Genomic DNA, 21,687 nt, shown 5'->3' with positions numbered 1-21,687 from the left:
ATTTTGGATTTAGTCCGATATAAATATAAATAAATTACATTATTCTTAAAAAATATATTCCCAAAATTATCTTCTTATGTTACGTTTATTACAGTAAAGTAAAAAAGAGATTATATTTTTAGGAGATGAAATTATATGTCTAAGGAAAAAGTTAAAAAACCTTTTTATAAGAAATGGTGGGTTTGGGTATTAGCAGTAATTGTATTGATTGGAGTTTCTGGCGGTGAGGAGGAAATACCGACTTCAGAACCGTCTTCTGTTGAAACGACCGAAGAAGAAAATACGGTCGATGAAGCTTCAACTGTTGAAGCGACTACAACAGAAGAACAAACTGAAGAGGTGACAGAACCTGCAGAAGTAGAAGAACCTGCGGAACCTGCACTTTCAGTAGCACAAGAAAATGCGATTCGTAAAGCTGAAAGTTATCTACAATTCTCTGCTTTTTCAAAAAGTGGATTAATCGATCAACTAGAGTTTGAAGGATTTTCCACTGAAGAAGCTTCGTTTGCGGTAGAAAATATTAAAGTAGATTGGAAAGAGCAAGCTGCTGATAAAGCTCAAAGCTATTTAGATTTAAGCGGATTCTCAAGAAGTGGTCTAATCGAGCAATTGGAGTTCGAAGGGTTTACGACAGAGGAAGCAACATATGGTGTCGATAAAGTAGGATTATAATTATGGAAAAAGAGGGATTCTTGAACAAGAATCCCTCTTTCTCGATTCAGTTTCTTGTGATTTTCATATCAAATGATGTTTCTCTTACTGAAAACGCGGATAAAGTATGGTATGATGCAAGTAGAAAGAGACCGGTGCTGGACACACCGACCTCTGGCTTACAGGCTACCACTTTAAGAGTGGTCCCAGCCGCCACAATGGTTAGTGAATCAGAAAGTGACCCATCTCATTGCGCCGAGGGGGTCATTTTTTTGTGCGTTCAGACGTTGCACGATCGGATGTTCGGTGAATCACCAAGTGAACGATGATCGGAGCGAGGATTGGGATCATGACATAATCCCCAACCCAGGTCCAAAGTTGTTCCATCCGCACCACCGCCTTCCTCCATTGTGGACTTGGCGGCTGACCCCACTATTGCTGCGTTAACCTGCCCCTTCATTATAACAGATTTGTTCGCAAAAAGGCGGTGAAAATAAGAACAAACGTTCTTATTTTACAAAATGAATCTTTTGATGGAATCAGTCTCATGAATGGGTCCAAAGAAGGAATTGAGTCGAATCGCTCTTGCTTGTTAGATGTCTGACAGGATATAATCAATCTCGTGTGTATACACGGGTGGGTGAGGGTGCCAATAAAGGATTGATTCCTATGGCAAAACAAACAGAATGGAAAACAGAAACATACGGGGGCGTGCTGAACTTTCTGGCGACAGCATACATCCCGGCCGTGCATGCGGCAATCTTGACACAAGCCGGACTCCCGTTCGAGGGGGCGCTCGTCGGAGCGATTTTGACAAGCATCATCGGGACATTGATTGCGGGATTCTTCAATTTGCCGCTTCTCTTGTTACCGGGAATGGGGATTAATGCGCTCTTCACTTACACGCTCGTCCTGCAGATGGGGTTGAGCTGGCAAAGTGCGCTCGCCGTCTCGTTCGTCTCAGGTGTACTCGTCGTACTATTGACGGTCACCAAAGTGGCGAGGAAATTGGCGAACGCGTTCCCGCCGATCATTCATGACGGATTGACGGTCGGTCTCGGCCTCTTCCTCATCTTGATCGGGCTCGAGGCGGCTGGAATCGTCTCAGGCGGGGGTGGGGCATTGCTCCACATCGGTGATCTCGGGGAGCGTGACGTCCAAGTCGCATTCCTGTCACTCTTCGTCGCCATCTTGCTATTCTTGAAGATGGGACCTAGCAGCTTCCTCTGGACGATCGGTTTCGGTGTTGGTCTCAGCGCCGTAATGGGAACATTGCAGTGGACGGGAAGTTTCTCGTTAACACCGTTCTTCGAATCGTTCGGCACGGTATTCGGAAACATCTCGTTCGCGGAATCTGCGTCTCCGATCTTCTTGGTCGCGGTCGGTGTACTGACGCTCGTCTTGTTGATTGAAAACATCAGCTTGATTCAGAATCAGACACGGGCAATCGGCAAAGAAGAAGAGGCGCCGAAAGGTCTCGTCGCGCAAGGTCTCTCGACGATGGCCGGGGCCATGTTCGGGTCAAGCCCGACGGTCTCGACGGTCGAAGTGGCTGCCGGGATATCGGTCGGGGCAAGAGGCGGGATCGCTTCGTTCGTCACGTCTGGATTGTATGTGGTATCGCTCTTATTGCTACCACTCTTTGCAATCATCCCGGTGACGGCGATCGCTCCGGTGTTGATTATCATCGGGATGATGATGTTCCAGAACGTGAAGCATCTGCCGCTTGATAACTGGGAGCATGCCTTCCCGGCGATTCTCGTCATCATCATGATTCCGTTCACGTATTCCATCGTCGATGGCATCGGGCTCGGGTTCATCGCGTACACGATGATCGTCTTGTTCAAGAAGGGCTACCGGTCACTCAGTCCGGTCGTCGGTGTCTTGACCGTATTGTTCTTAGTTTTCTTCTCATTACCAGTCTGGTTATAGAGACACGCACGGCATCGTTCATGAAGAACGGTGCCGTTTTTTGATTTAAAAAGACTCGTTCGTGCTATAATCGCAGTAATTTGAAGAGAACGGGGAGGGGATTGGATGCAAGTCATTAAAGAATTCGCATCGTACACAGAATGGCTCGAGTCGTTAAAGAAACTGAATGAATCTAATTGGAATGAACAGATCGACTCGGAGAAGTGGTCCATAAAGCAAATCGTCTTACATATCGCCCATTGGGACAACCATCTGTTGAATGTCATCATTCCATCGGTGAAGAACGGGGAAGGGATGATCTTCCCTGACTTTGACTCGTTCAACGCGCGGGCGACGAAAAGGGCAGAGCAGTTATCGGGTGACGTCGTATTGAAGGAATCACTACAAAGTCGACGAGCACTCGTCACCATGCTCGAGTCCTTAAGTGAGGAGGCGCTGACTTATAAAACGACAGCGAATGGTGTCTCGCATGATCCGCATCAAGGTGTCCCATACTCGTTACATGTAATCATCGGAGAGTTCATCGAGCATGACCGACACCATATGAAGCAAGTCGAGTCCATCCTGAAATGAGACATCGGAAAGTGCGTGGTCTGAAACGAAAGTTAAGTCGTCTTCAGCGCAATATACAAGAAAATCATGAGGATTTTCCAACGGAGTTTCATAATGGGTATTGGTATGCCAAGATTCCGGTCGGACAAACTTTTTTAATGGATATTCAACACAATGCCCAAATCAAACAGTCACTCATCCATACTCTGCTCAATGAAGCGAAACGACTAGCAAAGCGGCGTGTGGATGAACGAATGCGAGTTGTCGTGCTGCTAGATTTTCCTACACTCTGGAACTCTGAACTTCTCATATTTGAAGATGAAGAGGGGTTACAAACGTTTATGCGGCGTGATTCATCCCACCAAAAATGGATCCCGATCCTTCATGAAAAAACGTTTTTGAACAAATGGGTCATCCGTAGTGACCGAGATATTCGCGTGTACGGATTTGAAGAGTGGATATTCGATGAAGAGGGTGAAGGTAGAGAAGTGTGGATGCTCGTTCAATGAACGGGCATTTTTCTTTTGTCTAAAAATAACTGAATATTCCGTTAAGGTTCATGGTATAATCCATTTAATCCAATTTCCAAAAAAAGGATTTAGACTATGAGAGGAGCCGTCATATCAGATGAAAACGATCAAACTAAATATACATAAGCGGAAACACCGATGAAACAAGCCAAAACGATTTTTGTGTCAGGGATTCTATTCTCCTTACTACTTGTCGCCCTCATCTCCTATTCCGGTCAACTGGGATACCGTTACTACCAATCATTAGATATCTCAGGGAGCGAGATTACGAGTTGGGTCACCGACTGTCATGACAAACGAAAGTTTTTAGGGATTTTCGAAGTAACGGATGTTGATTTTTGGTGTGGGGATGCGCCATATGAAGAACCAGAAGGGAACGGTCCAGACGGAGCAATGATTGACTCAGAAGACGAGTCAGGGGGTACACCGAAAGAGCGAATTGAGGACCAATCCCCTTCTTACGGAAACCCGTCAGGAGAAGAGACGAGCAGCGTCTCCTACCTCCCGTTCATTATTACCGGAATGATTATCTTGCTCGGATGGTGGCTCTGGAAAAAACGACGCCCCTCGAAAAAACAAAGCGAGGAGGGAGAGTTAGATATCGAGGATCACTCGCTAGTGACTTCTGACAACGCGTCGATGCAGATAAACCGAACGGTTCATCCATTACCAGCATCGGCTATTCGAAAGCAGTTGATTCAATTCGAAGCAGCGTTACCTCCACATAAACGTCGTCGCCCAACAGAGACGTTGTCGACTTGGGCGAAACGAATCGAGCTCGATGCATCCCTACTTACCTATTTAGAGACACGCTATGACGAAGGCGACATCTCACCAGAACGTGAGCGAGCGTTCACCCAACAACTTGATGAATACCTACTACGCACACAAAAGGAGTCGAACTCATGACCATCCGACACGTATTGGACCAATTAGACCGCATTTACCTCGGTAAACCGGAAATCACAAAATTATGTTGCACAGCCCTTTTGGCGAACGGCCATATCTTGCTAGAGGATGTGCCTGGGACGGGGAAGACGTTACTTGCGAAAAGCATCGCCAAAAGCTTTGAGGCAGACTTCGCCCGAATTCAATTCACAGCCGACCTGTTGCCTTCTGACATCATCGGTTCAGACTTCTTCAATATGCAGACCCAGACGTTCGAGAACCGCACCGGACCGATCTTCACGAATATTTTACTCATCGATGAAGTGAACCGCGCCGTTCCGAGAACGCAATCTGCCTTGCTTGAAGCGATGGAAGAACGCCAAGTTTCTATCGGTGGCGTCACCTATCAACTACCGAAACCATTCTTCGTCATCGCGACGCAAAACCCGATCGAGTCGGCGGGAACGTTCACGCTACCGGACGCCCAACTCGACCGCTTCCTCATGTCTCTTCAAGTTGGGTATCCCGGGGCAGACGAAGAGCGGAACTTGATTCTGCAGACGATTTCAAAGACGAGACAGACAGTGCATGCCTTGATGACGAATGAAGCTTTTTTAGAAGCACAAGAAGAAGTCGAGAATATCCGGATTCATGAAGATGTCGTCACGTATTTGCTCGCACTTATCCAAGAGACGAGGCAACATCCGTTAGTCGAAGTCGGGGCGAGTCCACGAGCGACGCTCGCGCTCGTCAAGGCCTCACAAGCTTATGCGTACTTGAACGATCGTCAGTTTGTCACGCCTGAAGATGTTCAAGCCATTGCGCCACATGTCCTCTCGCACCGATTGACCCTCACCCTTGAAGGGGATATCAAATCGACGAAGCGACAAGTGTTGGTGGACGTACTCGAGTCCGTAACTGTCCCCGTCGAAAAGGTGTAACGATGCGACAGGTCGAAATCAGTACACCATCCATCTTACAAGACCAACTTTGGCCGGCTTATGTCAGTCTCGGTCTCCTCACCATGTGGATACCTTATGTATGGCCCATCGCTTATGTATGCGGAGCATTATTAATCGTCATGTTCATCCGGAAACGAATCATTCGAACACTTTCAAACGAAGTCTCATTTTCCATCCGGCAGAAAGAAGATCTCTTGTTCATCGACGATGAGACATCATGTATCGTCCGTATTGATGGGTATGAGCGAATCATTGCCCTTGGTGTTCCGCTATTGATTCGGCTAGAGGGTAATGAACGGATGGTATTCGAGGACGGGTCACAGGCATACGACACCAGGATCGAACAGGACATACATCATGTGAGCGTCTCGGCTGTGAAGCGTGGACCTGCTTCGATTCATATGTGTGTGATGCGTGTCACCTTACCGTTTTATTTAGGTACTCTTTTTTTCACGGATGAGGAGATGGATATGCCCTCATGGATTGTGTTACCTACCATCACGAAGTCACCAATCACCGAATCTCGCATGATTCGGATGGGTGACCGTATCGTCAAGCACTCCCCGTTGAACGATCCGTTGATGATTCAGAGTGCAAAACGATATGAGAAAGAACCGGCTAAACAGATTGACTGGGTCGCCACTTCAAAAGTCGGTCATGTACAGGCAAAAGTGTTCGAACGACAAAATCTCGACACATTCACGATTTCCCTTGATTTGAGCGGTCCGCTCGGGAACGGGCTCCATGCGCAATATGAAGACTTGATTCAACAGACGGCGTATTGGGTCTCTTACTTGATCAAAGAAGATTGTAAAGTGGAACTGTTAATCAACCGACTCGACAAAAACAACCAAGTCGACCGTGTTACACTGGGAGAAGGAAGAAAACAATTACGGCTCATTCTCGTCCGACTGGCGATGATTCATGAATCGAACGCGTTTGTTGCATCATCGCGATTCACGTCATATGTCAGTCGTCACAAACAGCCTCACGCCGAATTGATTCACATCAATCACGCGATGCTGCTGAAATCTTCAGGGTGATGAAGGGAGAAACACATGCGACGAATGACGGGCTTACTCATATGTTGTGTCGGACTACTTGCAAGCACGACAACCGTATCAGCCGAGATGACTGAATCCTCGGCGGAACGTTTTGCAGATGCATATTTTTTTTGACATTGTGATGGATCATATTCAGGGAGATGATCCGGCTAATTATCATATGACAGACAGTGAGAACATCACGTTCGGACCACTACTCGAGACATACGTACCGTCTTCCTCTTGTTACAAAACGGGAGAAACATGTACGTTCGTCCCAACAAAAGAATTTGTGGCGACCGTTTTTCAAGATGATGAACCGGTCAACGTGATCGGAACATATGAACAATCAGCGGGTACATATGCGTTCTCAACGTTCGGTTCAGACAAAGAAACCCCGAAAGCGTTGACGGACGTAAAAGGCAATCTCGTGAAATACTCAGAAGCGTCGACGTGGTTTGATTACGAAGGGGACATGTTGACGGCGTTGACATCTAATACAAAACAGATGATTAGCGGAGATGAAATTTCAACTGAGGCGTTTCAAGAATTATTGGTTGAAGAGAATGAAAGTATTGAAGGGGATGCCGAAGAAGGAATGATAGGTGGAGCAGGCGACTCATCATCAATCCATTCGGATGAGATAGAGTCAAATAAGCCAACATCGAATACCAACCGATTGATTGGCTTTACTGTGTTAACGATATTGCCATTCGGATATTGGTTCCTCAAGAGACGAAAAGCAACATGATGTCAAAAGACTTATCCAATCATCATAATCCACTAGAATTAGTGGTCATACCGAGTCATGCATTGAGGGACAGAGAAGCAACCTACTTGATCTTTCGCCATTTGGAGAATGAACAGTTTCCATTACTTATAGAGCGTAAGCGGACTGTAAAAGATTCGAGAAAACGTCGCTTCTCTTTTAAAAGTCAGGAAGAAGAGCATGTGACGACCAAAACCATCAAGAATCGTGAAATGTTAGAGTCAGAATTGTCGCTTTCTTCAAATGAGGTCATCGTCTTAAGAGGAGAGAGGGATTGGATTCTGAGCTATTACGAAGACGGATTGACGCTTCAAGGAAACCAAGTGAAACGTGTCGCGACAACTGGTATTGTCCAGATGGAGACATTTTTTGAACATGTGGTTAGAGGTGCGTTTCCCATCAAATTGGAGTTTGGTTTAGGTGGGACGTTTGCTCCATTTGAAAACGTGTTTCGCTTTATATTGCATAACCCAGACTGGAAGGGATTGATTGAAGACGAATTATTGCCTCAGCTTCAGATTCCGAAGGCGAAGAGCGTGTGGCAGTCCCTTTCATATCCGACATACGAGCAGACGCTTGAGACGTTCACTACTGAATTTCATCCAAATATACTAGGAAATTTCATACTCGCACATGATGCTGACGACACGTACTCTTTTATTAATCATGTGAATGGGGAGATCAAGATTTTTTGAACTCTAAACACAGAGTCGGAATCTATTCTGGTGATAAGGGCTATGCCACTTATGAAAACGGTGATCGCGTCTATAGTGTTCAAGTCATCTTTTCCACCAATTCATTCTCAGGAGAGATCGCTCAATTGACAGACGAAAGTCACGAACATCGATTTTTCTTAAGAGGAGACCTACCACTATTACATCAACATCAACGTTGGTTCATTGACGATTGCTTCGAACAAGTCAATCTCCCGGTCGTGAAGCGATATTCGTCTTGCGACAAACAACCCCTCATGCGCGCATGAGGGGTTGTCTTTACATATAGGGCCCGTTCGCCTGAATGACGAACTGTGAATGTGTGTAATGATAGGTGATGCGGGAATAGTCAAATGGTTTCCCATTCGTGAGATGGAAGATCGTCTCGATGCGAAGTGTCGGATCATTCTCTTGCAATCCAAGGTGGCCTGCTTCCACTTCCGTCAATCGATCGACCTGTAGATACATGTCAGAAAACCCAATCGTGACGCCGAGCGCCGATTGCACGTAATCGAAAATCGAGTCCGCCACAATCTCGCGATTCAAATAAGGGACGATGGCTTTCACATAATAGGATTCCTCATGACAGAGCACTTCCCCGTCCACATACCTTACCCGTTCGACCCGATATACATCGTCCGACACGTCAATCCCGAGATTCTCTGCAACCGTCGAGTCTGGCTTCACGACAGACACATCAATCACATCAGATGTCAAGACACGGTCTCCGAGATTGCTCTTGAACCCTTGGGTCGAGAAGAGGCTCATATAGCCAGGTCGATTATGTCGTCTGACGAAAATGCCGCTTCCCCGCAGTTGAAAGATGACCCCTTTTCGTTCGAGCAGCTCTAAAGCTTTCGTGATAGTGCTCTTGCTCACTGCATATTGATTCATCATCTGCTCAAGGACAGGGAGCTTATCGCCTTGTTTTAAGTTTTGTTCGTGGATGTATTGTTCGATTTCATTCGCGATTTGTTGATATTTTAGCATGGTCATTCCTCACTTTTTCGTCACTGGTTCTATTATATCATGAAAAAAACAAAAGTAATTCAATGTACCGACCTTGTATAATTGTACCGGTACAATTATACTTGACGTGTACGATTCATGTGAAGGAGGACTTACAATGAAGACATTACCGAACGATTTTCTATGGGGAGGCGCGCTTGCCGCTCATCAATTCGAGGGTGGTTGGGACGCTGATGGCAAGGGACCGAGTGTCGTCGATGTCTTGACGGCAGGTGCACACGGCGTCGCTCGCCGGATCACAGACAAGGTCGAACCGAATGAATTCTATCCGAACCATGAGGCGATTGACTTTTACCATCGTTATAAAGAAGATGTGGCCCTCTTTGCTGAGATGGGATTGAAATGTTTACGTACTTCTATCGGATGGAGCCGCATCTTCCCGAATGGTGATGATGCAGAACCGAACGAGGCGGGTCTCCAATTTTATGATGACTTGTTCGATGAGCTACTCAAACACGACATCGAACCGATCATCACACTGTCGCATTTTGAGATGCCGCTCCATCTTGCCCGTGAATACGGGGGATTCCGAAATCGTGAAGTCGTCGAGCATTTCGTCCGCTTCGCTGAGGTCTGCTTTGACCGTTACAAAGACAAGGTCAAATACTGGATGACGTTCAACGAAATCAACAACAAGATGGACGTCAACAATCCACTCTTCTTATGGACGAATTCGGGAGTCCTCTTAGAAGAAGGGGAGAACGCCCGCGAAGTCATGTATCTGACTGGGCACCATGAACTGATTGCGAGCGCTCTCGCCGTTGCCAAAGGGAAAGCCATCAATCCTGACTTCGAGATTGGAGCGATGGTCTCTCACGTACCGATTTATCCGTATTCATCAAACCCAGATGACGTCATGCTCGCCGAAGAGATGATGCGGCAACGCTATTTCTTCCCGGACGTACAAGTACGAGGCTTCTATCCGAGCTACGCCTTGAACGAGTTCGAGCGGGAAGGGTATAACATCCCAATCCTTGAAGGGGACGAAGAAATCCTACAGAACGGAAAGGTCGATTATCTCGGTTTCAGTTACTATATGTCGACGACCGTGAAGAGTGACGTCGTCGCGGACAACAGTGGCGATATCGTCAACGGTGGTCTGCCGAATGGGGTCGAGAACCCGTATATCCAGTCGAGTGACTGGGGATGGGCGATTGACCCGGTCGGACTCCGTTATGTGCTCAACCGACTCTATGACCGGTACCAAATTCCGCTCTTCATCGTCGAGAATGGATTCGGTGCCGTCGATGAGATTGTCGACGGAAAGATTCATGACAAAGCCCGAATCGATTACTTGAAGGCCCATATCGAACAATTGAAGCAAGCCGTCATTTATGACGGGGTCGACTTGATTGGTTACACACCTTGGGGCATCATCGACATCGTCTCGTTCACGACGGGAGAAATGAAGAAGCGATACGGGATGATTTACGTCGACCGTGACAATGAAGGGAACGGATCGATGGAGCGGATGAAGAAAGACTCGTTCGACTGGTACAAACAGGTCATTGCGACGAATGGAGAGAATCTCTAAATAAGGGTGAGCAAAGAACTGTGAAATGACTGCAGGTCTTTGCTCTTTTTCGATATAATGAAGAAAAGTGAAAAATTGGAGGGACGCATGATGCAAATAAAGAACTATGGACCGGTGACGGCTGTTTGTGCCAACGTAAAGAACGGTCCATTCGAGATGTCGATGTATGTGTATTATATCGACGGGATGCTCATCGATACGGGAACACGCACGATGCTACCCGAACTTCAACCGTTTTATGAGTCGGTTCCAATCGATCTTGTCAGCATCACGCACCCCCATGAAGACCATATCGGAACGGCAGCCTGGCTTGAACGGACATACGGTGTCCCAATTTACATACGAGAATCCGCCAGGGACATGTGCCGGACGGGGCTAGACATCCCAGATTATCGGGCACGCTTTTCAGGAGACCCCGAACCGTTTCAGCCGATTGCCTATTATGACAATCAGATCACATCAGAACATCATACTTATCAGGTAATCCATACACCTGGTCATGAACCGAATCACGTCGTCTTATACGACGAGGAGAACGGTCGGCTGTTCTCGGGTGATTTGTTCGTCCATCCTTATCCGAAGGTGATGATTCCGGAGGAGTCGGTACCTGAACAGATTCGTTCTCTCAAACGTGTTCTGAGTCTTAATTTCGAGGAAGTTTATTGCCAACACGCCGGGCATCTCGAACAGGGAAGGGAGCAACTGACCAAAAAGCTCGATTATCTAGAACGTTTGACTGATAACGTGATAACAAAAACTGCAGCGGGCTACAACATTGACGACATCAATGCCCAGCTCTTCCCCGAACCATCGCCGCTCGTCAAAATCTCCAAGCGGGATTATGACTCGAGACACATGATTGCAAGCATTCTACGTGAAGTGTACGAACAACTTCGTTGACAGAAGGCGGATCACCTAGTATTCTTAGTACAGAATTAAACGTTTAAACTTTTAAACGGAGTGATGAATATGAAACAACCAGATGCCACACCCGAAGTCTCGTTATCTTTATTTGAAGATGCGATTCCATTGTTCCAAGTATTAGCCGACGTCAATCGTCAACGCATCATCGTCGAGATCGCCAAACATGAACGCTTAAACGTCAATCAGATTGATGAGAAGATTGAGTTGTCTCGACCGGCCATCTCGCATCATCTCAAACTACTTCGACAAGCGGGCATCGTCTCATCAGAGAAAGTCGGGACAGAGAACTTTTACTTCCTGACGCTCGAGAACGCGGTCGGACTGCTGAAGGCACTGACACGAGCGATTGAAGACGAATGCATCCTTTGACCTTTCTTTTTGGAAACAGGGAGAAAGGCTTCTTTTTCACCGATGAGTTTAAAAGTTTAAACATATAAACATTAAAGGGGAATGAATATGAACCAAAAACAAACGATTGTCATCACAGGAGCATCGAGCGGAATTGGCCGAGCGACGGTCGAACTGTTCAGCAAGCGAGGCTGGCATGTCGCCGCTACGATGCGAAGACCTGAAGATCATCAAGAACTGTCTCACCTAAAAGGGGTGTCTCTCTATCAACTAGATGTGACGAACAAGACGAGTATCCGAGAGGCATTTAAACAAATCGTCTCGGATCACGGAACGATGGATGTGTTGTTGAACAATGCTGGGTATGGAGCGGTAGGGATTTTCGAGGAAGCCTCTCCTGAACAGATTCAACGGCAATTTGATACGAACGTATTCGGGGTCATGAATGTGATCCGGACAGCACTGCCATACTTCCGTAAACAGCGAAGCGGACGGATCGTGACCGTCTCCTCCGTCGGTGGACAGATCACATTCCCAATTTACAGCTTGTATCACAGTTCAAAATGGGCGATTGAAGGATTCATCGAATCGCTCCAGTTCGAGTTGGCACCTTTCAATATCGACATGAAATTGATTGAGCCGGGACCGATTAAGACAGACTTTTACGGTCGTTCCCAAGAACTCGTCCGTGACCAACCGCTCGATGTATATGATGACTACACAGAGGTTGCGCTCCATAACACGAATGCCGCTGGTGCGAACGCCGAAGGTCCAGACGTTGTCGCTGAGACGATTTGGCGAGCCGCGACCGAACGGAAGAAACGACTCCGTTATCCAGCAGGTAAACAAGCGGGCCTTTTGATTGCCCTCAAGCGTTATCTTCCGAACCGGGTATTCTTCGCGATTGTTCGAGGTGTCGTTGAAAAGAAATAATGAATCATATCCTTTTTGTTTTCTATAGAAAATGAGAAGGATTTTTTATGTCGTTTTGAGAATGATTCAACTCACACAAAATTACCCGATATACCATCTAAGAGGAGGGATTTCATGAAAAAAGTCATGCTAGCACTTTCAACATTCATTCTAGTCATCGGATTGTCTTCAACACCGACAAAATCAGTAGATGCAGCGGTCAAGACATTTAAAAACTGTACAGAGTTAAACAAAACGTATAAAGGTGGTGTAGCCAAGTCAAAGACGACGAAAAATAAAGGTGGTAAGACACATTACACGCCATATGTAAGTAAAGCACTATATGACGCAAACAAAGCACGTGATCGCGACAAAGATGGAATCGCCTGTGAGAGATAAGAACATGTATATAGCCGCCAATGAGGGCGGCTTTTTATATGGACGTAGACACATATTCGGACACATGATATTATCATAAGTAATAATATTATCAAATATGATAATAATGAGGTGAAGATGATGAATCAAGACGTTTTAAAAAGTCTGTTAAACCCGATTCGCATGAAAATTTTTCAGCACGTTCTCATGAACGAGCAAGTGACGACCGGAGAGTTGGCAAAGTTGCTTCCCGATGTGCCCCAAGCGAGCCTCTATCGCCATATCAACAAGATGGTACAAGACGAGATTTTATCTGTCGCAAGTGAGAACAAAGTACGTGGGGTGTATGAAAAAGTGTACGCGATTCAAAACAATCCATTGACCGCTGTCAATCAAGTCGTCGAAGAGGAAGATCGTGAACAACTATATAAAATATGTTACACGTTCGCGATGTCACTGCTCATGGATTTCGGAGACTATTTAAAGCGGGACAAAATCGACCTTCAAGGAGACAAGGTCGGCTTTCGGAGTATCCCACTTTATCTGTCTGATGACGAGAGTGATCGATTCCTAAGAGGTCTCTACGATCTCTTAGAGGGAGTGCTCGAGCATGAACCATCTGAAGAACGTACGTTGCGGAAATTCTCCTACGCGTTCATGCCGGTAGAAGAAAAGGAGGAGATGGATGATGTATAAACAAGAAAATGTGTTGATTCAAGGGGAAACAACCATTGCTGCCACCATAACGACACCCGATCAGGAACGGTCGTCCTTTCCAGCCATCGTCCTCATCGGAGGGACGGGAGGATTGGACCGTGACGGAAACGGTACCGGCTTCAAGTCAAACTTGTATAAAGACTTAGCAGAATGGCTGACGATACAAGGATTCATCACATTACGCTATGACAAACGGGGGATTGGCAAGAGTGGTGGCAATCGACATAGCGTCGGTCTGACAGGACTCGTTGATGACGTGTCGGCGGTCGTCCGTTATCTGAAATCTCATGACCATGTCTCACAAGACGTTTTATTGCTCGGCCATAGCGAAGGATGTATCGTCGCGACACTCGCAGCAGAACGTGAATCCGTTTCTGGTCTCATCCTGTTGTCTGGTGCCGGTGTCGCCTTGAAGACGAGCATGCAGGAACAGGCATATGCTTTGCTCGAAGAAGTGGGACGTACGAAAGGGATCAAGGGTAAACTGCTTCGCTTTAGCTTGAATGAGAAGTCGGTCGTCGGGAAACAACAAAAACTGTTCGAGCGCGTCACAGCAACGGATCAGGATACGATGCGGATCCAGCTGATGAAGTTCCCTGCCAAATGGTTACGGGAGCATCTTGCACACACAGACGTGTCACTTCGAGAACGATTGGTTCAATTGAACATTCCGACGCTCGCACTGACAGGAGACCGGGACGTTCAAACGGACGTCGAGCATCTAGATGAGCTCGCTGCACTTCACGCGGAGCATATCGAGGTACAAAAGATTAAGGACATGGACCATATGTTGAAACATTTCGATGGTGAGATGAGTATTTTGGACGTGAAAAAACAATATCGTTCACAACTCAGTGAACCGCTCCACCCTGAGCTACAGCATCAACTTCACGAATGGCTAAAGCGCCACGACTGGGCATCTTGACGAACAAGACAGCGGAAACCTCTCCGCTGTCTTGTTTTATGTATGTAAGAACCGCTCAACGTTTTCCATCGAGAAATGACGGCTCCATTGAACGAAGTGTCCACCTGGTACGGCAATCAATTGTACAGAAGGATGAAGCAGTCGTTCCGCTCGTTTGACATGATGGAGCGTTCGCTTCGCCTCCTTCAAATCAATTCCCGTGAAATCCGCATAATACAGGTGCGTCGGGACTTGGACGCGTCGTAACAAGTCCTTAAAATCCAATCCATCATAACCAAACAACAAGTGTAAGCCACCGGTCGAAAGACGGGCCGATTGCTCGACAGCAGAACGAATCGATAACGTCGGCTCGACCCCGATTCGTCGACAGAACAGTTGGAACCGCTCTTCAGAAAACGTGGGGTCACTCTTATTGACTTTCGTTTCAATCCAGTTCAAGAGGCGTCGTGGTGAATGGTGATACAGTAGACGTAAAAGCGGTAAGGCGAATCCGAAGATGCCATATTCCCGATATAGTAGCATAGCGTTCGGTTTATGTCCTTGGTCGAGAAGTATCAAATGCCTGACTTGGTCTGGATAATGGACTGCATAAGCCAGGGCGATGGCACCTCCCATCGAATGACCGATTAGTCGAACCGATTCAAGGTGTCGTGAGATTCGATACGTCTCGACCCAGTCCGCGAGTACTTTGGACGTGGCGAATGTATGTAGTCCCTCACTTTCACCAAATCCAGGTAGATCTAACAGGTGAACTTCGAAATCGTTATGTAATGCTTCGGCAAATAATTGGCCTTGTGACCCAGTGAATCCTCCACCGGGAAGGAAAAGTACAGGTTCACCTCGACCATGGACGGTTGCATGGAATTGTCTCACGTCATCTCTCCTTTATATAATGGAGTGCTTTCCATTCAAGTATAAAGATTGCTGGGAGTCAATTGAAGAAAAATCGCCATGTTTCTCAGGAGGCTCGCAACCAAATGTGGGTATAACATAGTGACAGGCAGATTACTGTCATCACACATCATATACGTTCTGACCTTTCAAAGGAGGAATGAGGAATGAAGCTTTCAGGAAAAACGGCAATTGTCACTGGCGCAGGTTCAGGCATGGGGCGAGCCATCGCCAAACTGTTTGCGGAAGAAGGCGCACGAGTCGTCGCCTTCGACTTGAATGAAGATGCTGTGCAGGAGGTAGTTGATGAAATCAAAGCAGCGGGTGGGGAAGTTCTTGGCATTGCTGGTAACGTGACGAATCAAACGGATATTGACAAACTCGTCGATGCGGCGAAAGACACGTTCGGCTCGGTCGACATTCTCGTCAATAACGCGGGAATCATGGACAACTTCATGACGGTGGGAGAAGTGACGGATGAATTATGGGACCGTGTCCTTGGCGTCAATTTGACCGGACCGATGAAACTTTCACGTGCCGCCATCCAAGTGATGGAGAAGCAGAACCGGGGTGGCGTCATCATCAACAATGCATCGGTCGGAGGATTATTCGGTACACGAGGTGGTGCAGCGTATGTGGCCTCAAAACATGCGTTAATCGGATTGACGAAGAACATCGCGGCGACACATGGCACGCTCGGTAAGATTCGAGCAAACGCCATCGCACCGGGTGGCGTCAATACGAATATTGGGTCAACCATCACAGCACCGAGCGAACTTGGGATGCGCGCCATTCAAGGGGCGGGGGAAGCCCCGATGGGAGAACCAGAGCAAATAGCGAACGTCGCCCTCTTTTTAGCATCGGATGATTCGAGCTTCGTGAATGGAGATGTTTTGAAAGCCGATGGTGGGTGGACCGCAAGATAAAAGAAAAGAGCCGGTTATTCGGCTCTTTTCTTTTGGTATTGTTTTCGATAGGCGAGCGGGGTGATTGCATGATGTGCTTTGAATGCCTGTACGAAGTGACTGACACTTGAGTAGCTCAGGCGATTGGCGATGTCTGCGATACCTTCCGTCAAATCTTCTAATAAAGTGGCGGCCCGCTCCATTCGCTTCATCTTTACATACGCAATAGGAGATGTGTCTCCAAAGAATACAAACAAACGAGAGCACTCACTTCGACTCACACTGCCCGCATGAGCGATTTGGGCTAATGTCGGTCTGTCCTCTATGTGAGCGTCGACATAAGCAAGCATATGACGAAGACTTTCCCGTTTGTTCTCATTCTTCATCGTTTCAGTCTCTTGCTGAATCCAGTAGCGCCAGATGACTGTACATTGAAGTGTCGCATCCATCAATGCGAGTGGACCGTCCGCAGATAAATGTTGAACGGCCCGTTCAATCGTCTGAATAATAGATTGATGACCTCGTTCCGGTTTTATCATATGTATGGACTTTTCAGTATTTAGAAATGGCGTCACATATCGCTTCGCCAACTCGGGATGGAACAAAGCAGTCGGATCAAACTCGAGCAACCTCATCGGTGATGCTTCCTCGATTTTCTCAACCATGACACTTTGTCCTCTTGCCAAGAGAACGGCCTCTCTTGGATGAAGGGTGATGCTTTCTCCGTTCACTCGAATCACGGACGTCCCAGACTTGCAAAAAAGAACAGTGAAGTGATCAGTCACCTTTAATGTCAATGATCCGTGACGAATCATCTCGATACTCTTCAAAAGAGCCATCCTCCTCGTTTCGGAAATTTCCCGACATTTCATTTCGATTGTTCACGGAGAAACACTTTGAAATGAGCATGAACTGGGACGAATCTGACATTTTTAATCATCGTTCATTAAAAGATACAATCGAGTTTCTTCTATATAAGAGTTTAAAAAATCAGCCAACCGGTAAACGCAGCATGCACGAGAATTGCAACAGGCACTCCGATTCGGAATTTCGGTTTTAGCGTCTTATGACGAAAGACGCGCATCGCCAAATAGGCACCGAACGCTCCACCGATCCATGCCATCGTCAACAATGTCCGCTCAGAAATACGCCAAGCTCCGACACGAGACCGTCGTTTATCGACAAAATATGACACAAACGCTAGTAGATTAGTCACAATGTAATATAGCAGTAATAGTTCCAAAGACCAAAACCTCCTTTTTTCTCTCTCTAGTATATCTTAAATTGGCTCTGTGAAGCCGTTTCAATAGATTGAAACAATTTTCAGAAACCTCTCATCCTCGTGAATTGTTCTGTAAATGAACTGATAACACTCTCATATCGTCCTGTAATCGCTGTGAAATATACAGGTGTTACAGTAAGGGGGCGTTAGAAAAGGGAGGAATATTCTTATGAAAAAACCACTATTGACACTAACGGCACTCGCTGGCCTTAGTTTAGGAGTCGCTGCTCCAGCTTCGGCAGCATCAACACACACAGTTCAGTCTGGAGATACACTCTATCGTATCGCCGTGAACAACAACGTCTCTGTAAACGACATCAAACAAGCGAACGGCTTAAACTCAAATATGATTTATCCGAACCAAGTCTTGAAACTTGGAAAGGCAGAAGCAAAATCACAAGCTTCTACTGCATCTAAAACGTATACAGTTAAATCAGGTGATACACTTTATCGTATCGCATTGAACCACGGGATCTCTGTCAATCAATTGATGACTTGGAACGGTCTTGATTCAGATCTTATTTTCCCTGGACAAGAGTTCGCCGTGAAAGGTGCAGCCGCTGCATCTGTAGCGAACGATGCGAAGACAACAGCACCGAAGACATCGACATCAGCACCTGTAACAAAAACTGCATCGTCTACAACGCAAACCCAAGCTCCGGCTTCAGGTCAGACAATGACAGTTGAAGCGACAGCTTATACACCATATTGTGCAGGATGTTCTGGTATCACAGCGACAGGAATCGACGTTCGTTCGAACCCGAACCAAAAAGTCATCGCGGTTGACCCTTCTGTCATTCCGCTCGGCTCTAAAGTATGGGTTGAAGGATACGGAGAAGCCATCGCAGGAGACACTGGTGGTGCCATCAAAGGAAACAAAATCGATATCTTGATGCCGACACAAGAGCAAGCACTTGCTTTCGGTCGCCAATCAATCACAATCAAAGTCTTGAACTAATTCAAGCTGATCAAAGACACTGCCATCGGGCGGTGTCTTTTTTTGTCTATACCTTCTCCCAAGGATTCTTCACTTTCGTCAGTCCGAGTCGCTTCGCGAGTGGTTTAATCGTCAATCCATGTAGGGCGACAGACGTTACGACTAAACCGAGTGTGATTGGCAACATCCGTTCCGCATCTTCAATTCCCAGTTCGGCAATCTCTTGTGCAAAGAAACCGGTCACCGTCATCGCAACAATACCTCGAGGGGCAATCCAGCTGATGAGTGCCCGCTCTTGAGCGGATAGCGGAGAACCGAGGAGCGACGTCTGCACCGAGATCGGTCGGACAAAAAATAAGATTCCGAGAATCGACAAGAGGAGAGGCCAGTCGAAAATGGCGAGTAAACTATCACGTGTCAAACTTGCCGTCAGAATGATGAAGACTGTCGAAACCAGTAAAATCGAAATGTTCTCTTTAAACTCACGAAGCTGTTTCAGAATATGCATATGTCCATGCTTTGAATTTGCCATCGTCAATCCCATTGCCGTTACAGCCAATAGCCCGACCTCGCTCATGACCCATTCACTGATTGAATATACGAGGAGGACCCCAGAGAACGTGAGGGTTGTTCTTAAATATTCAGGGACTTTCTCATTCCCGAACAAACGAATTAATAGATGTCCAACGGCAATCCCAAAGGCGATCGCGACGATACAGGACCAAAAAAATGGCAAGTGGCTCGCAAGACCGTCGTTTTGATAGAAGATGAATCCCACTCGAACGACAAAGAGTCCAATCAAGGCGCCAAGAGGATCGACGATGATCCCTTCCCATTTCAAGACTTTAGCTGGGCGTGCGGACAAGTTAGCTTGTCGAAGTAACGGAATGATGACGGTCGGTCCGGTCACGACAAAGATGGCACCGAGCGTAAATGCTGGCAACCAATGAAAATCTCCAACCATGATGAGCAAAATCGAGGTCAAGATAAAAGAAACGAATACCCCGACCGTGACGAGACGAAAGATTGATCTCCGCAAATCGTCAATCTCCCTGAATTCGAGACTGAGGCTTCCTTCAAACAGGATGAGCGCCACCGCGATGGAGATGAGTGGGCTATAAAGCTCACCGAGTATCCGATCCGGCTCCAACCAACCGAAAATCGGTCCGACTAGAATCCCTGCAACCGTCATAATCAAGATGGCTGGAAAGTCAAATCGCCAAGCGAGTAACTGCGAAAGTGCACCGATGAGGACAAGTAAGCTGAACCCAATCATCATGTCTTCCATAAGCTTCCCCCCGTTTCTTCACTTCTTCATTAATGTATACCCAAATCAGGAAAAACATTTGCTAAGATTGTTTGATTTCGGGTAAGAATTGAAAGAAAGGGAGGGATACCATGGAAGTGACTATCGGACTCATTATCGTCATCATGACTTGGCTCATCTTATTGCTTAACCTCACGTTTGCAATCACCATTATCTTTTTTGAAAGGCGTGACATTGGAACGACTTGGGCGTGGTTACTCGTCCTCTTCTTCTTGCCTCTCATCGGATTCTTCGTCTACATCTTCTTCGGTCGATTGATCAAATCTCAAAACTTTTATGAAGTCGAAGAAGAGAAACGTGAAGCGTATCATCATCATGTGGCGGAGCAACTTGACCAATTGGACCAATCCATGGCACCGTTCAATCATCCACTTCTATTGAAGCACCGACGACTCGCACGATTGAATCTCGTATCGACGAATGCGATGATGTCTTTCCAGAACGATATCGACGTCCTTCACGACGGAAAAGAGAAGTTTGATCAACTGTTTCGAGATATCGAACAGGCGACGAAAGAAGTGAACATTCAATATTACATCATCCAAAACGATGCGCTGGGTCAATCGTTAATTCGCTTATTGACCGAAAAGGCAAAACAAGGATTACGTGTCCGACTCCTCTACGATGCGGTAGGCTCGAGGGGACTGAGGCACAAACACTTTAAGGACCTGCTGGCCCACGGTGGGGAAGTCAAATCGTTCTTTCCGTCCAAACTCGGCATCAACTTCCGCGTCAACAATCGAAATCACCGAAAACTCTGCGTCGTTGACGGAGAACTTGGTTATATCGGCGGCTTCAACGTCGGGGATGAGTATCTCGGAAAGGATGAGCATTTCGGTTATTGGCGAGATGTTCACTTACGAATTTCAGGCGACGCCGTTAAGGAATTGCTCGAACGTTTCATCCTGGATTGGAATCGCTCTGTCCCGACACGAACGAAGGCACAGAAAGACGACTTTGTTTGGCCAATCGAAGGGATTGCTCGTCATGCGTCCCCGGTTCAAATCGTGACATCGGGTCCAAACTCGTCGACGGAGCATTTAAAGAATATGCTCGTCAAAATGATCACCCAGTCGAAAGAATGTATCTATATCCAGACTCCCTACTTCATCCCGGATGCAAGTTTCCTTGATGCCTGTCGAATCGCCCTGATGGCGGGTACTAAGATCAAACTGATGATCCCGAACAAGCCCGACCATATGTTTGTCTACTGGGCGACCTATGCGAACGCTGCGGAGCTCGTACGTTACGGAGCAGAAGTGTTCACGTATGAGGAAGGTTTCCTTCATGCGAAAACGCTCGTCATCGACGGAGAAGTCGCATCAATTGGGACGACGAACATCGACGCCCGAAGTTTCCGCCTCAACTTTGAAATTTCAGCGCTCGTCTTCGACAAAGACGTCGCTCAGTCCGTCATCGATGCGTTCGAGCGAGACGAGGCACGCGCTGAGCGGCTAACCATCGAACGATATGAATCGAGGACACGTTGGATTCGCTTCAAAGAGAGCGTGTCCCGCCTTCTCAGTCCAATTTTATAA

Annotated in this window: 26 protein-coding genes; 20 read left to right on the top strand and 6 right to left on the bottom strand. The window is 46.9% G+C overall.

Annotated features, from left to right (window positions below; translation table 11 throughout):
- Nucleotides 1-135: 135 nt before the first annotated feature.
- A complete protein-coding gene (locus KOG47_RS06550; protein ID WP_215243942.1) occupies nt 136-672 on the top strand; it encodes an Ltp family lipoprotein in 537 nt (178 codons plus the stop codon).
- Nucleotides 673-915: 243 nt separating this feature from the next.
- On the opposite strand, the gene KOG47_RS14840 is transcribed toward KOG47_RS06550, so the two are convergent.
- Nucleotides 916-1,038, bottom strand: a complete 123-nt coding sequence (locus tag KOG47_RS14840; protein ID WP_255349577.1) for a hypothetical protein — start codon at nt 1,036-1,038, stop codon at nt 916-918.
- Between the two features lie 282 nt (nt 1,039-1,320).
- On the opposite strand from KOG47_RS14840, the gene KOG47_RS06545 reads away from it, so the two are divergent.
- From KOG47_RS06545 to KOG47_RS06505, 9 genes are all read left to right on the top strand, one after another.
- Nucleotides 1,321-2,583 carry an NCS2 family permease gene (locus KOG47_RS06545; RefSeq protein ID WP_215243941.1) on the top strand — a complete coding sequence of 421 codons (1,263 nt, stop codon included), beginning with the start codon at nt 1,321-1,323 and terminating at the stop codon, nt 2,581-2,583.
- A gap of 105 nt (nt 2,584-2,688) precedes the next feature.
- Nucleotides 2,689-3,156 carry a DinB family protein gene (locus KOG47_RS06540; RefSeq protein ID WP_215243940.1) on the top strand — a complete coding sequence of 156 codons (468 nt, stop codon included), beginning with the start codon at nt 2,689-2,691 and terminating at the stop codon, nt 3,154-3,156.
- Nucleotides 3,153-3,644 (top strand): DUF3916 domain-containing protein, encoded by a 492-nt coding sequence (locus KOG47_RS06535; protein WP_215243939.1) that lies wholly within the window; start codon nt 3,153-3,155, stop codon nt 3,642-3,644. The genes KOG47_RS06540 and KOG47_RS06535 overlap by 4 nt, the downstream gene beginning before the upstream one ends.
- A gap of 159 nt (nt 3,645-3,803) precedes the next feature.
- Nucleotides 3,804-4,574 carry a hypothetical protein gene (locus tag KOG47_RS06530; RefSeq protein ID WP_215243938.1) on the top strand — a complete coding sequence of 257 codons (771 nt, stop codon included), beginning with the start codon at nt 3,804-3,806 and terminating at the stop codon, nt 4,572-4,574.
- Nucleotides 4,571-5,494: an AAA family ATPase gene (locus tag KOG47_RS06525; RefSeq protein ID WP_215243937.1), complete on the top strand. Its 924-nt coding sequence runs from the start codon at nt 4,571-4,573 to the stop codon at nt 5,492-5,494. Before KOG47_RS06530 ends, KOG47_RS06525 begins: the two co-directional genes overlap by 4 nt.
- Nucleotides 5,495-5,496: 2 nt before the next feature.
- On the top strand, nt 5,497-6,558 hold the full coding sequence (locus KOG47_RS06520; protein ID WP_214757019.1) for a DUF58 domain-containing protein: 1,062 nt from the start codon (nt 5,497-5,499) through the stop codon (nt 6,556-6,558).
- Between the two features lie 118 nt (nt 6,559-6,676).
- On the top strand, nt 6,677-7,309 hold the full coding sequence (locus tag KOG47_RS06515; RefSeq protein WP_215243936.1) for a hypothetical protein: 633 nt from the start codon (nt 6,677-6,679) through the stop codon (nt 7,307-7,309).
- Between the two features lie 200 nt (nt 7,310-7,509).
- Nucleotides 7,510-8,022, top strand: a complete 513-nt coding sequence (locus tag KOG47_RS06510; RefSeq protein WP_215243935.1) for a hypothetical protein — start codon at nt 7,510-7,512, stop codon at nt 8,020-8,022.
- On the top strand, nt 8,019-8,309 hold the full coding sequence (locus tag KOG47_RS06505) for an NUDIX hydrolase (RefSeq protein ID WP_215243934.1): 291 nt from the start codon (nt 8,019-8,021) through the stop codon (nt 8,307-8,309). Before KOG47_RS06510 ends, KOG47_RS06505 begins: the two co-directional genes overlap by 4 nt.
- Nucleotides 8,310-8,319: 10 nt before the next feature.
- Here the strand turns inward: KOG47_RS06505 and KOG47_RS06500 are convergent, their stop codons facing one another.
- Nucleotides 8,320-9,030: a GntR family transcriptional regulator gene (locus tag KOG47_RS06500; protein WP_215243933.1), complete on the bottom strand. Its 711-nt coding sequence runs from the start codon at nt 9,028-9,030 to the stop codon at nt 8,320-8,322.
- A 136-nt stretch (nt 9,031-9,166) separates the two neighbouring features.
- Here KOG47_RS06500 and bglA point away from each other — a divergent pair, with 136 nt between their 5' ends.
- The 7 genes from bglA to KOG47_RS06465 all read left to right on the top strand — a co-directional run bounded on the left by bglA (nt 9,167) and on the right by KOG47_RS06465 (nt 14,807).
- Nucleotides 9,167-10,603, top strand: a complete 1,437-nt coding sequence (gene bglA / locus KOG47_RS06495) for a 6-phospho-beta-glucosidase BglA (protein ID WP_215243932.1) — start codon at nt 9,167-9,169, stop codon at nt 10,601-10,603.
- A gap of 90 nt (nt 10,604-10,693) precedes the next feature.
- Entirely contained in the window at nt 10,694-11,503 is an 810-nt protein-coding gene (locus tag KOG47_RS06490) for an MBL fold metallo-hydrolase (protein ID WP_230872810.1), read from the top strand.
- A gap of 69 nt (nt 11,504-11,572) precedes the next feature.
- The gene (locus KOG47_RS06485) at nt 11,573-11,896 is read left to right on the top strand and encodes an ArsR/SmtB family transcription factor (RefSeq protein ID WP_074037016.1); all 324 of its coding nucleotides are present in this window, start codon (nt 11,573-11,575) and stop codon (nt 11,894-11,896) included.
- An 87-nt stretch (nt 11,897-11,983) separates the two neighbouring features.
- Entirely contained in the window at nt 11,984-12,808 is an 825-nt protein-coding gene (locus KOG47_RS06480; protein WP_215243931.1) for an SDR family oxidoreductase, read from the top strand.
- Between the two features lie 114 nt (nt 12,809-12,922).
- A complete protein-coding gene (locus tag KOG47_RS06475) occupies nt 12,923-13,186 on the top strand; it encodes an excalibur calcium-binding domain-containing protein (RefSeq protein ID WP_196430723.1) in 264 nt (87 codons plus the stop codon).
- Between the two features lie 120 nt (nt 13,187-13,306).
- Nucleotides 13,307-13,861, top strand: coding sequence for a helix-turn-helix domain-containing protein (locus tag KOG47_RS06470; RefSeq protein ID WP_196430724.1), 555 nt, complete (start codon nt 13,307-13,309; stop codon nt 13,859-13,861).
- Nucleotides 13,854-14,807 (top strand): alpha/beta hydrolase, encoded by a 954-nt coding sequence (locus KOG47_RS06465; protein ID WP_196430725.1) that lies wholly within the window; start codon nt 13,854-13,856, stop codon nt 14,805-14,807. Before KOG47_RS06470 ends, KOG47_RS06465 begins: the two co-directional genes overlap by 8 nt.
- Nucleotides 14,808-14,843: 36 nt before the next feature.
- Here the strand turns inward: KOG47_RS06465 and KOG47_RS06460 are convergent, their stop codons facing one another.
- Nucleotides 14,844-15,680 (bottom strand): alpha/beta fold hydrolase, encoded by an 837-nt coding sequence (locus tag KOG47_RS06460; RefSeq protein WP_215243930.1) that lies wholly within the window; start codon nt 15,678-15,680, stop codon nt 14,844-14,846.
- Between the two features lie 185 nt (nt 15,681-15,865).
- Here KOG47_RS06460 and KOG47_RS06455 point away from each other — a divergent pair, with 185 nt between their 5' ends.
- A complete protein-coding gene (locus KOG47_RS06455) occupies nt 15,866-16,624 on the top strand; it encodes a glucose 1-dehydrogenase (RefSeq protein WP_215243929.1) in 759 nt (252 codons plus the stop codon).
- A 14-nt stretch (nt 16,625-16,638) separates the two neighbouring features.
- Here KOG47_RS06455 and KOG47_RS06450 read toward each other — a convergent pair whose 3' ends face one another.
- Nucleotides 16,639-17,433 carry a helix-turn-helix transcriptional regulator gene (locus tag KOG47_RS06450; protein WP_215243928.1) on the bottom strand — a complete coding sequence of 265 codons (795 nt, stop codon included), beginning with the start codon at nt 17,431-17,433 and terminating at the stop codon, nt 16,639-16,641.
- Nucleotides 17,434-17,585: 152 nt separating this feature from the next.
- Nucleotides 17,586-17,846, bottom strand: coding sequence for a DUF1294 domain-containing protein (locus tag KOG47_RS06445; RefSeq protein ID WP_159562313.1), 261 nt, complete (start codon nt 17,844-17,846; stop codon nt 17,586-17,588).
- A 208-nt stretch (nt 17,847-18,054) separates the two neighbouring features.
- Between KOG47_RS06445 and KOG47_RS06440 the strand changes: the two genes are divergently transcribed.
- Nucleotides 18,055-18,843, top strand: coding sequence for a LysM peptidoglycan-binding and 3D domain-containing protein (locus tag KOG47_RS06440; protein WP_159562314.1), 789 nt, complete (start codon nt 18,055-18,057; stop codon nt 18,841-18,843).
- A 46-nt stretch (nt 18,844-18,889) separates the two neighbouring features.
- On the opposite strand, the gene KOG47_RS06435 is transcribed toward KOG47_RS06440, so the two are convergent.
- Complete coding sequence (locus KOG47_RS06435; protein ID WP_214690899.1) at nt 18,890-20,110, bottom strand: cation:proton antiporter; 1,221 nt, start codon at nt 20,108-20,110, stop codon at nt 18,890-18,892.
- A 110-nt stretch (nt 20,111-20,220) separates the two neighbouring features.
- On the opposite strand from KOG47_RS06435, the gene cls reads away from it, so the two are divergent.
- The gene (gene cls, locus KOG47_RS06430) at nt 20,221-21,687 is read left to right on the top strand and encodes a cardiolipin synthase (protein WP_214690898.1); all 1,467 of its coding nucleotides are present in this window, start codon (nt 20,221-20,223) and stop codon (nt 21,685-21,687) included.

The organism is Exiguobacterium sp. s121 (assembly GCF_018617245.1).
GTDB lineage: Bacteria > Bacillota > Bacilli > Exiguobacteriales > Exiguobacteriaceae > Exiguobacterium > Exiguobacterium profundum.
The sequence above is the reverse complement of the archived record's forward strand: the minus strand, read 5'-3'. Positions and strand labels throughout refer to the sequence as shown.

Excerpts from the sequence above, each read along its gene's own strand:
- KOG47_RS06550 (WP_215243942.1), top strand. The coding sequence starts at position 136 with ATGTCTAAGGAAAAAGTTAAAAAACCTTTTTATAAGAAATGGTGGGTT.
- KOG47_RS14840 (WP_255349577.1), bottom strand. The coding sequence starts at position 1,038 with ATGGAACAACTTTGGACCTGGGTTGGGGATTATGTCATGATCCCAATC.
- KOG47_RS06545 (WP_215243941.1), top strand. The coding sequence starts at position 1,321 with ATGGCAAAACAAACAGAATGGAAAACAGAAACATACGGGGGCGTGCTG.
- KOG47_RS06540 (WP_215243940.1), top strand. The coding sequence starts at position 2,689 with ATGCAAGTCATTAAAGAATTCGCATCGTACACAGAATGGCTCGAGTCG.
- KOG47_RS06535 (WP_215243939.1), top strand. The coding sequence starts at position 3,153 with ATGAGACATCGGAAAGTGCGTGGTCTGAAACGAAAGTTAAGTCGTCTT.
- KOG47_RS06530 (WP_215243938.1), top strand. The coding sequence starts at position 3,804 with ATGAAACAAGCCAAAACGATTTTTGTGTCAGGGATTCTATTCTCCTTA.
- KOG47_RS06525 (WP_215243937.1), top strand. The coding sequence starts at position 4,571 with ATGACCATCCGACACGTATTGGACCAATTAGACCGCATTTACCTCGGT.
- KOG47_RS06520 (WP_214757019.1), top strand. The coding sequence starts at position 5,497 with ATGCGACAGGTCGAAATCAGTACACCATCCATCTTACAAGACCAACTT.
- KOG47_RS06515 (WP_215243936.1), top strand. The coding sequence starts at position 6,677 with ATGCATATTTTTTTTGACATTGTGATGGATCATATTCAGGGAGATGAT.
- KOG47_RS06500 (WP_215243933.1), bottom strand. The coding sequence starts at position 9,030 with ATGCTAAAATATCAACAAATCGCGAATGAAATCGAACAATACATCCAC.
- bglA (WP_215243932.1), top strand. The coding sequence starts at position 9,167 with ATGAAGACATTACCGAACGATTTTCTATGGGGAGGCGCGCTTGCCGCT.
- KOG47_RS06490 (WP_230872810.1), top strand. The coding sequence starts at position 10,694 with ATGCAAATAAAGAACTATGGACCGGTGACGGCTGTTTGTGCCAACGTA.
- KOG47_RS06485 (WP_074037016.1), top strand. The coding sequence starts at position 11,573 with ATGAAACAACCAGATGCCACACCCGAAGTCTCGTTATCTTTATTTGAA.
- KOG47_RS06480 (WP_215243931.1), top strand. The coding sequence starts at position 11,984 with ATGAACCAAAAACAAACGATTGTCATCACAGGAGCATCGAGCGGAATT.
- KOG47_RS06475 (WP_196430723.1), top strand. The coding sequence starts at position 12,923 with ATGAAAAAAGTCATGCTAGCACTTTCAACATTCATTCTAGTCATCGGA.
- KOG47_RS06470 (WP_196430724.1), top strand. The coding sequence starts at position 13,307 with ATGAATCAAGACGTTTTAAAAAGTCTGTTAAACCCGATTCGCATGAAA.
- KOG47_RS06465 (WP_196430725.1), top strand. The coding sequence starts at position 13,854 with ATGTATAAACAAGAAAATGTGTTGATTCAAGGGGAAACAACCATTGCT.
- KOG47_RS06455 (WP_215243929.1), top strand. The coding sequence starts at position 15,866 with ATGAAGCTTTCAGGAAAAACGGCAATTGTCACTGGCGCAGGTTCAGGC.
- KOG47_RS06440 (WP_159562314.1), top strand. The coding sequence starts at position 18,055 with ATGAAAAAACCACTATTGACACTAACGGCACTCGCTGGCCTTAGTTTA.
- KOG47_RS06435 (WP_214690899.1), bottom strand. The coding sequence starts at position 20,110 with ATGGAAGACATGATGATTGGGTTCAGCTTACTTGTCCTCATCGGTGCA.
- cls (WP_214690898.1), top strand. The coding sequence starts at position 20,221 with ATGGAAGTGACTATCGGACTCATTATCGTCATCATGACTTGGCTCATC.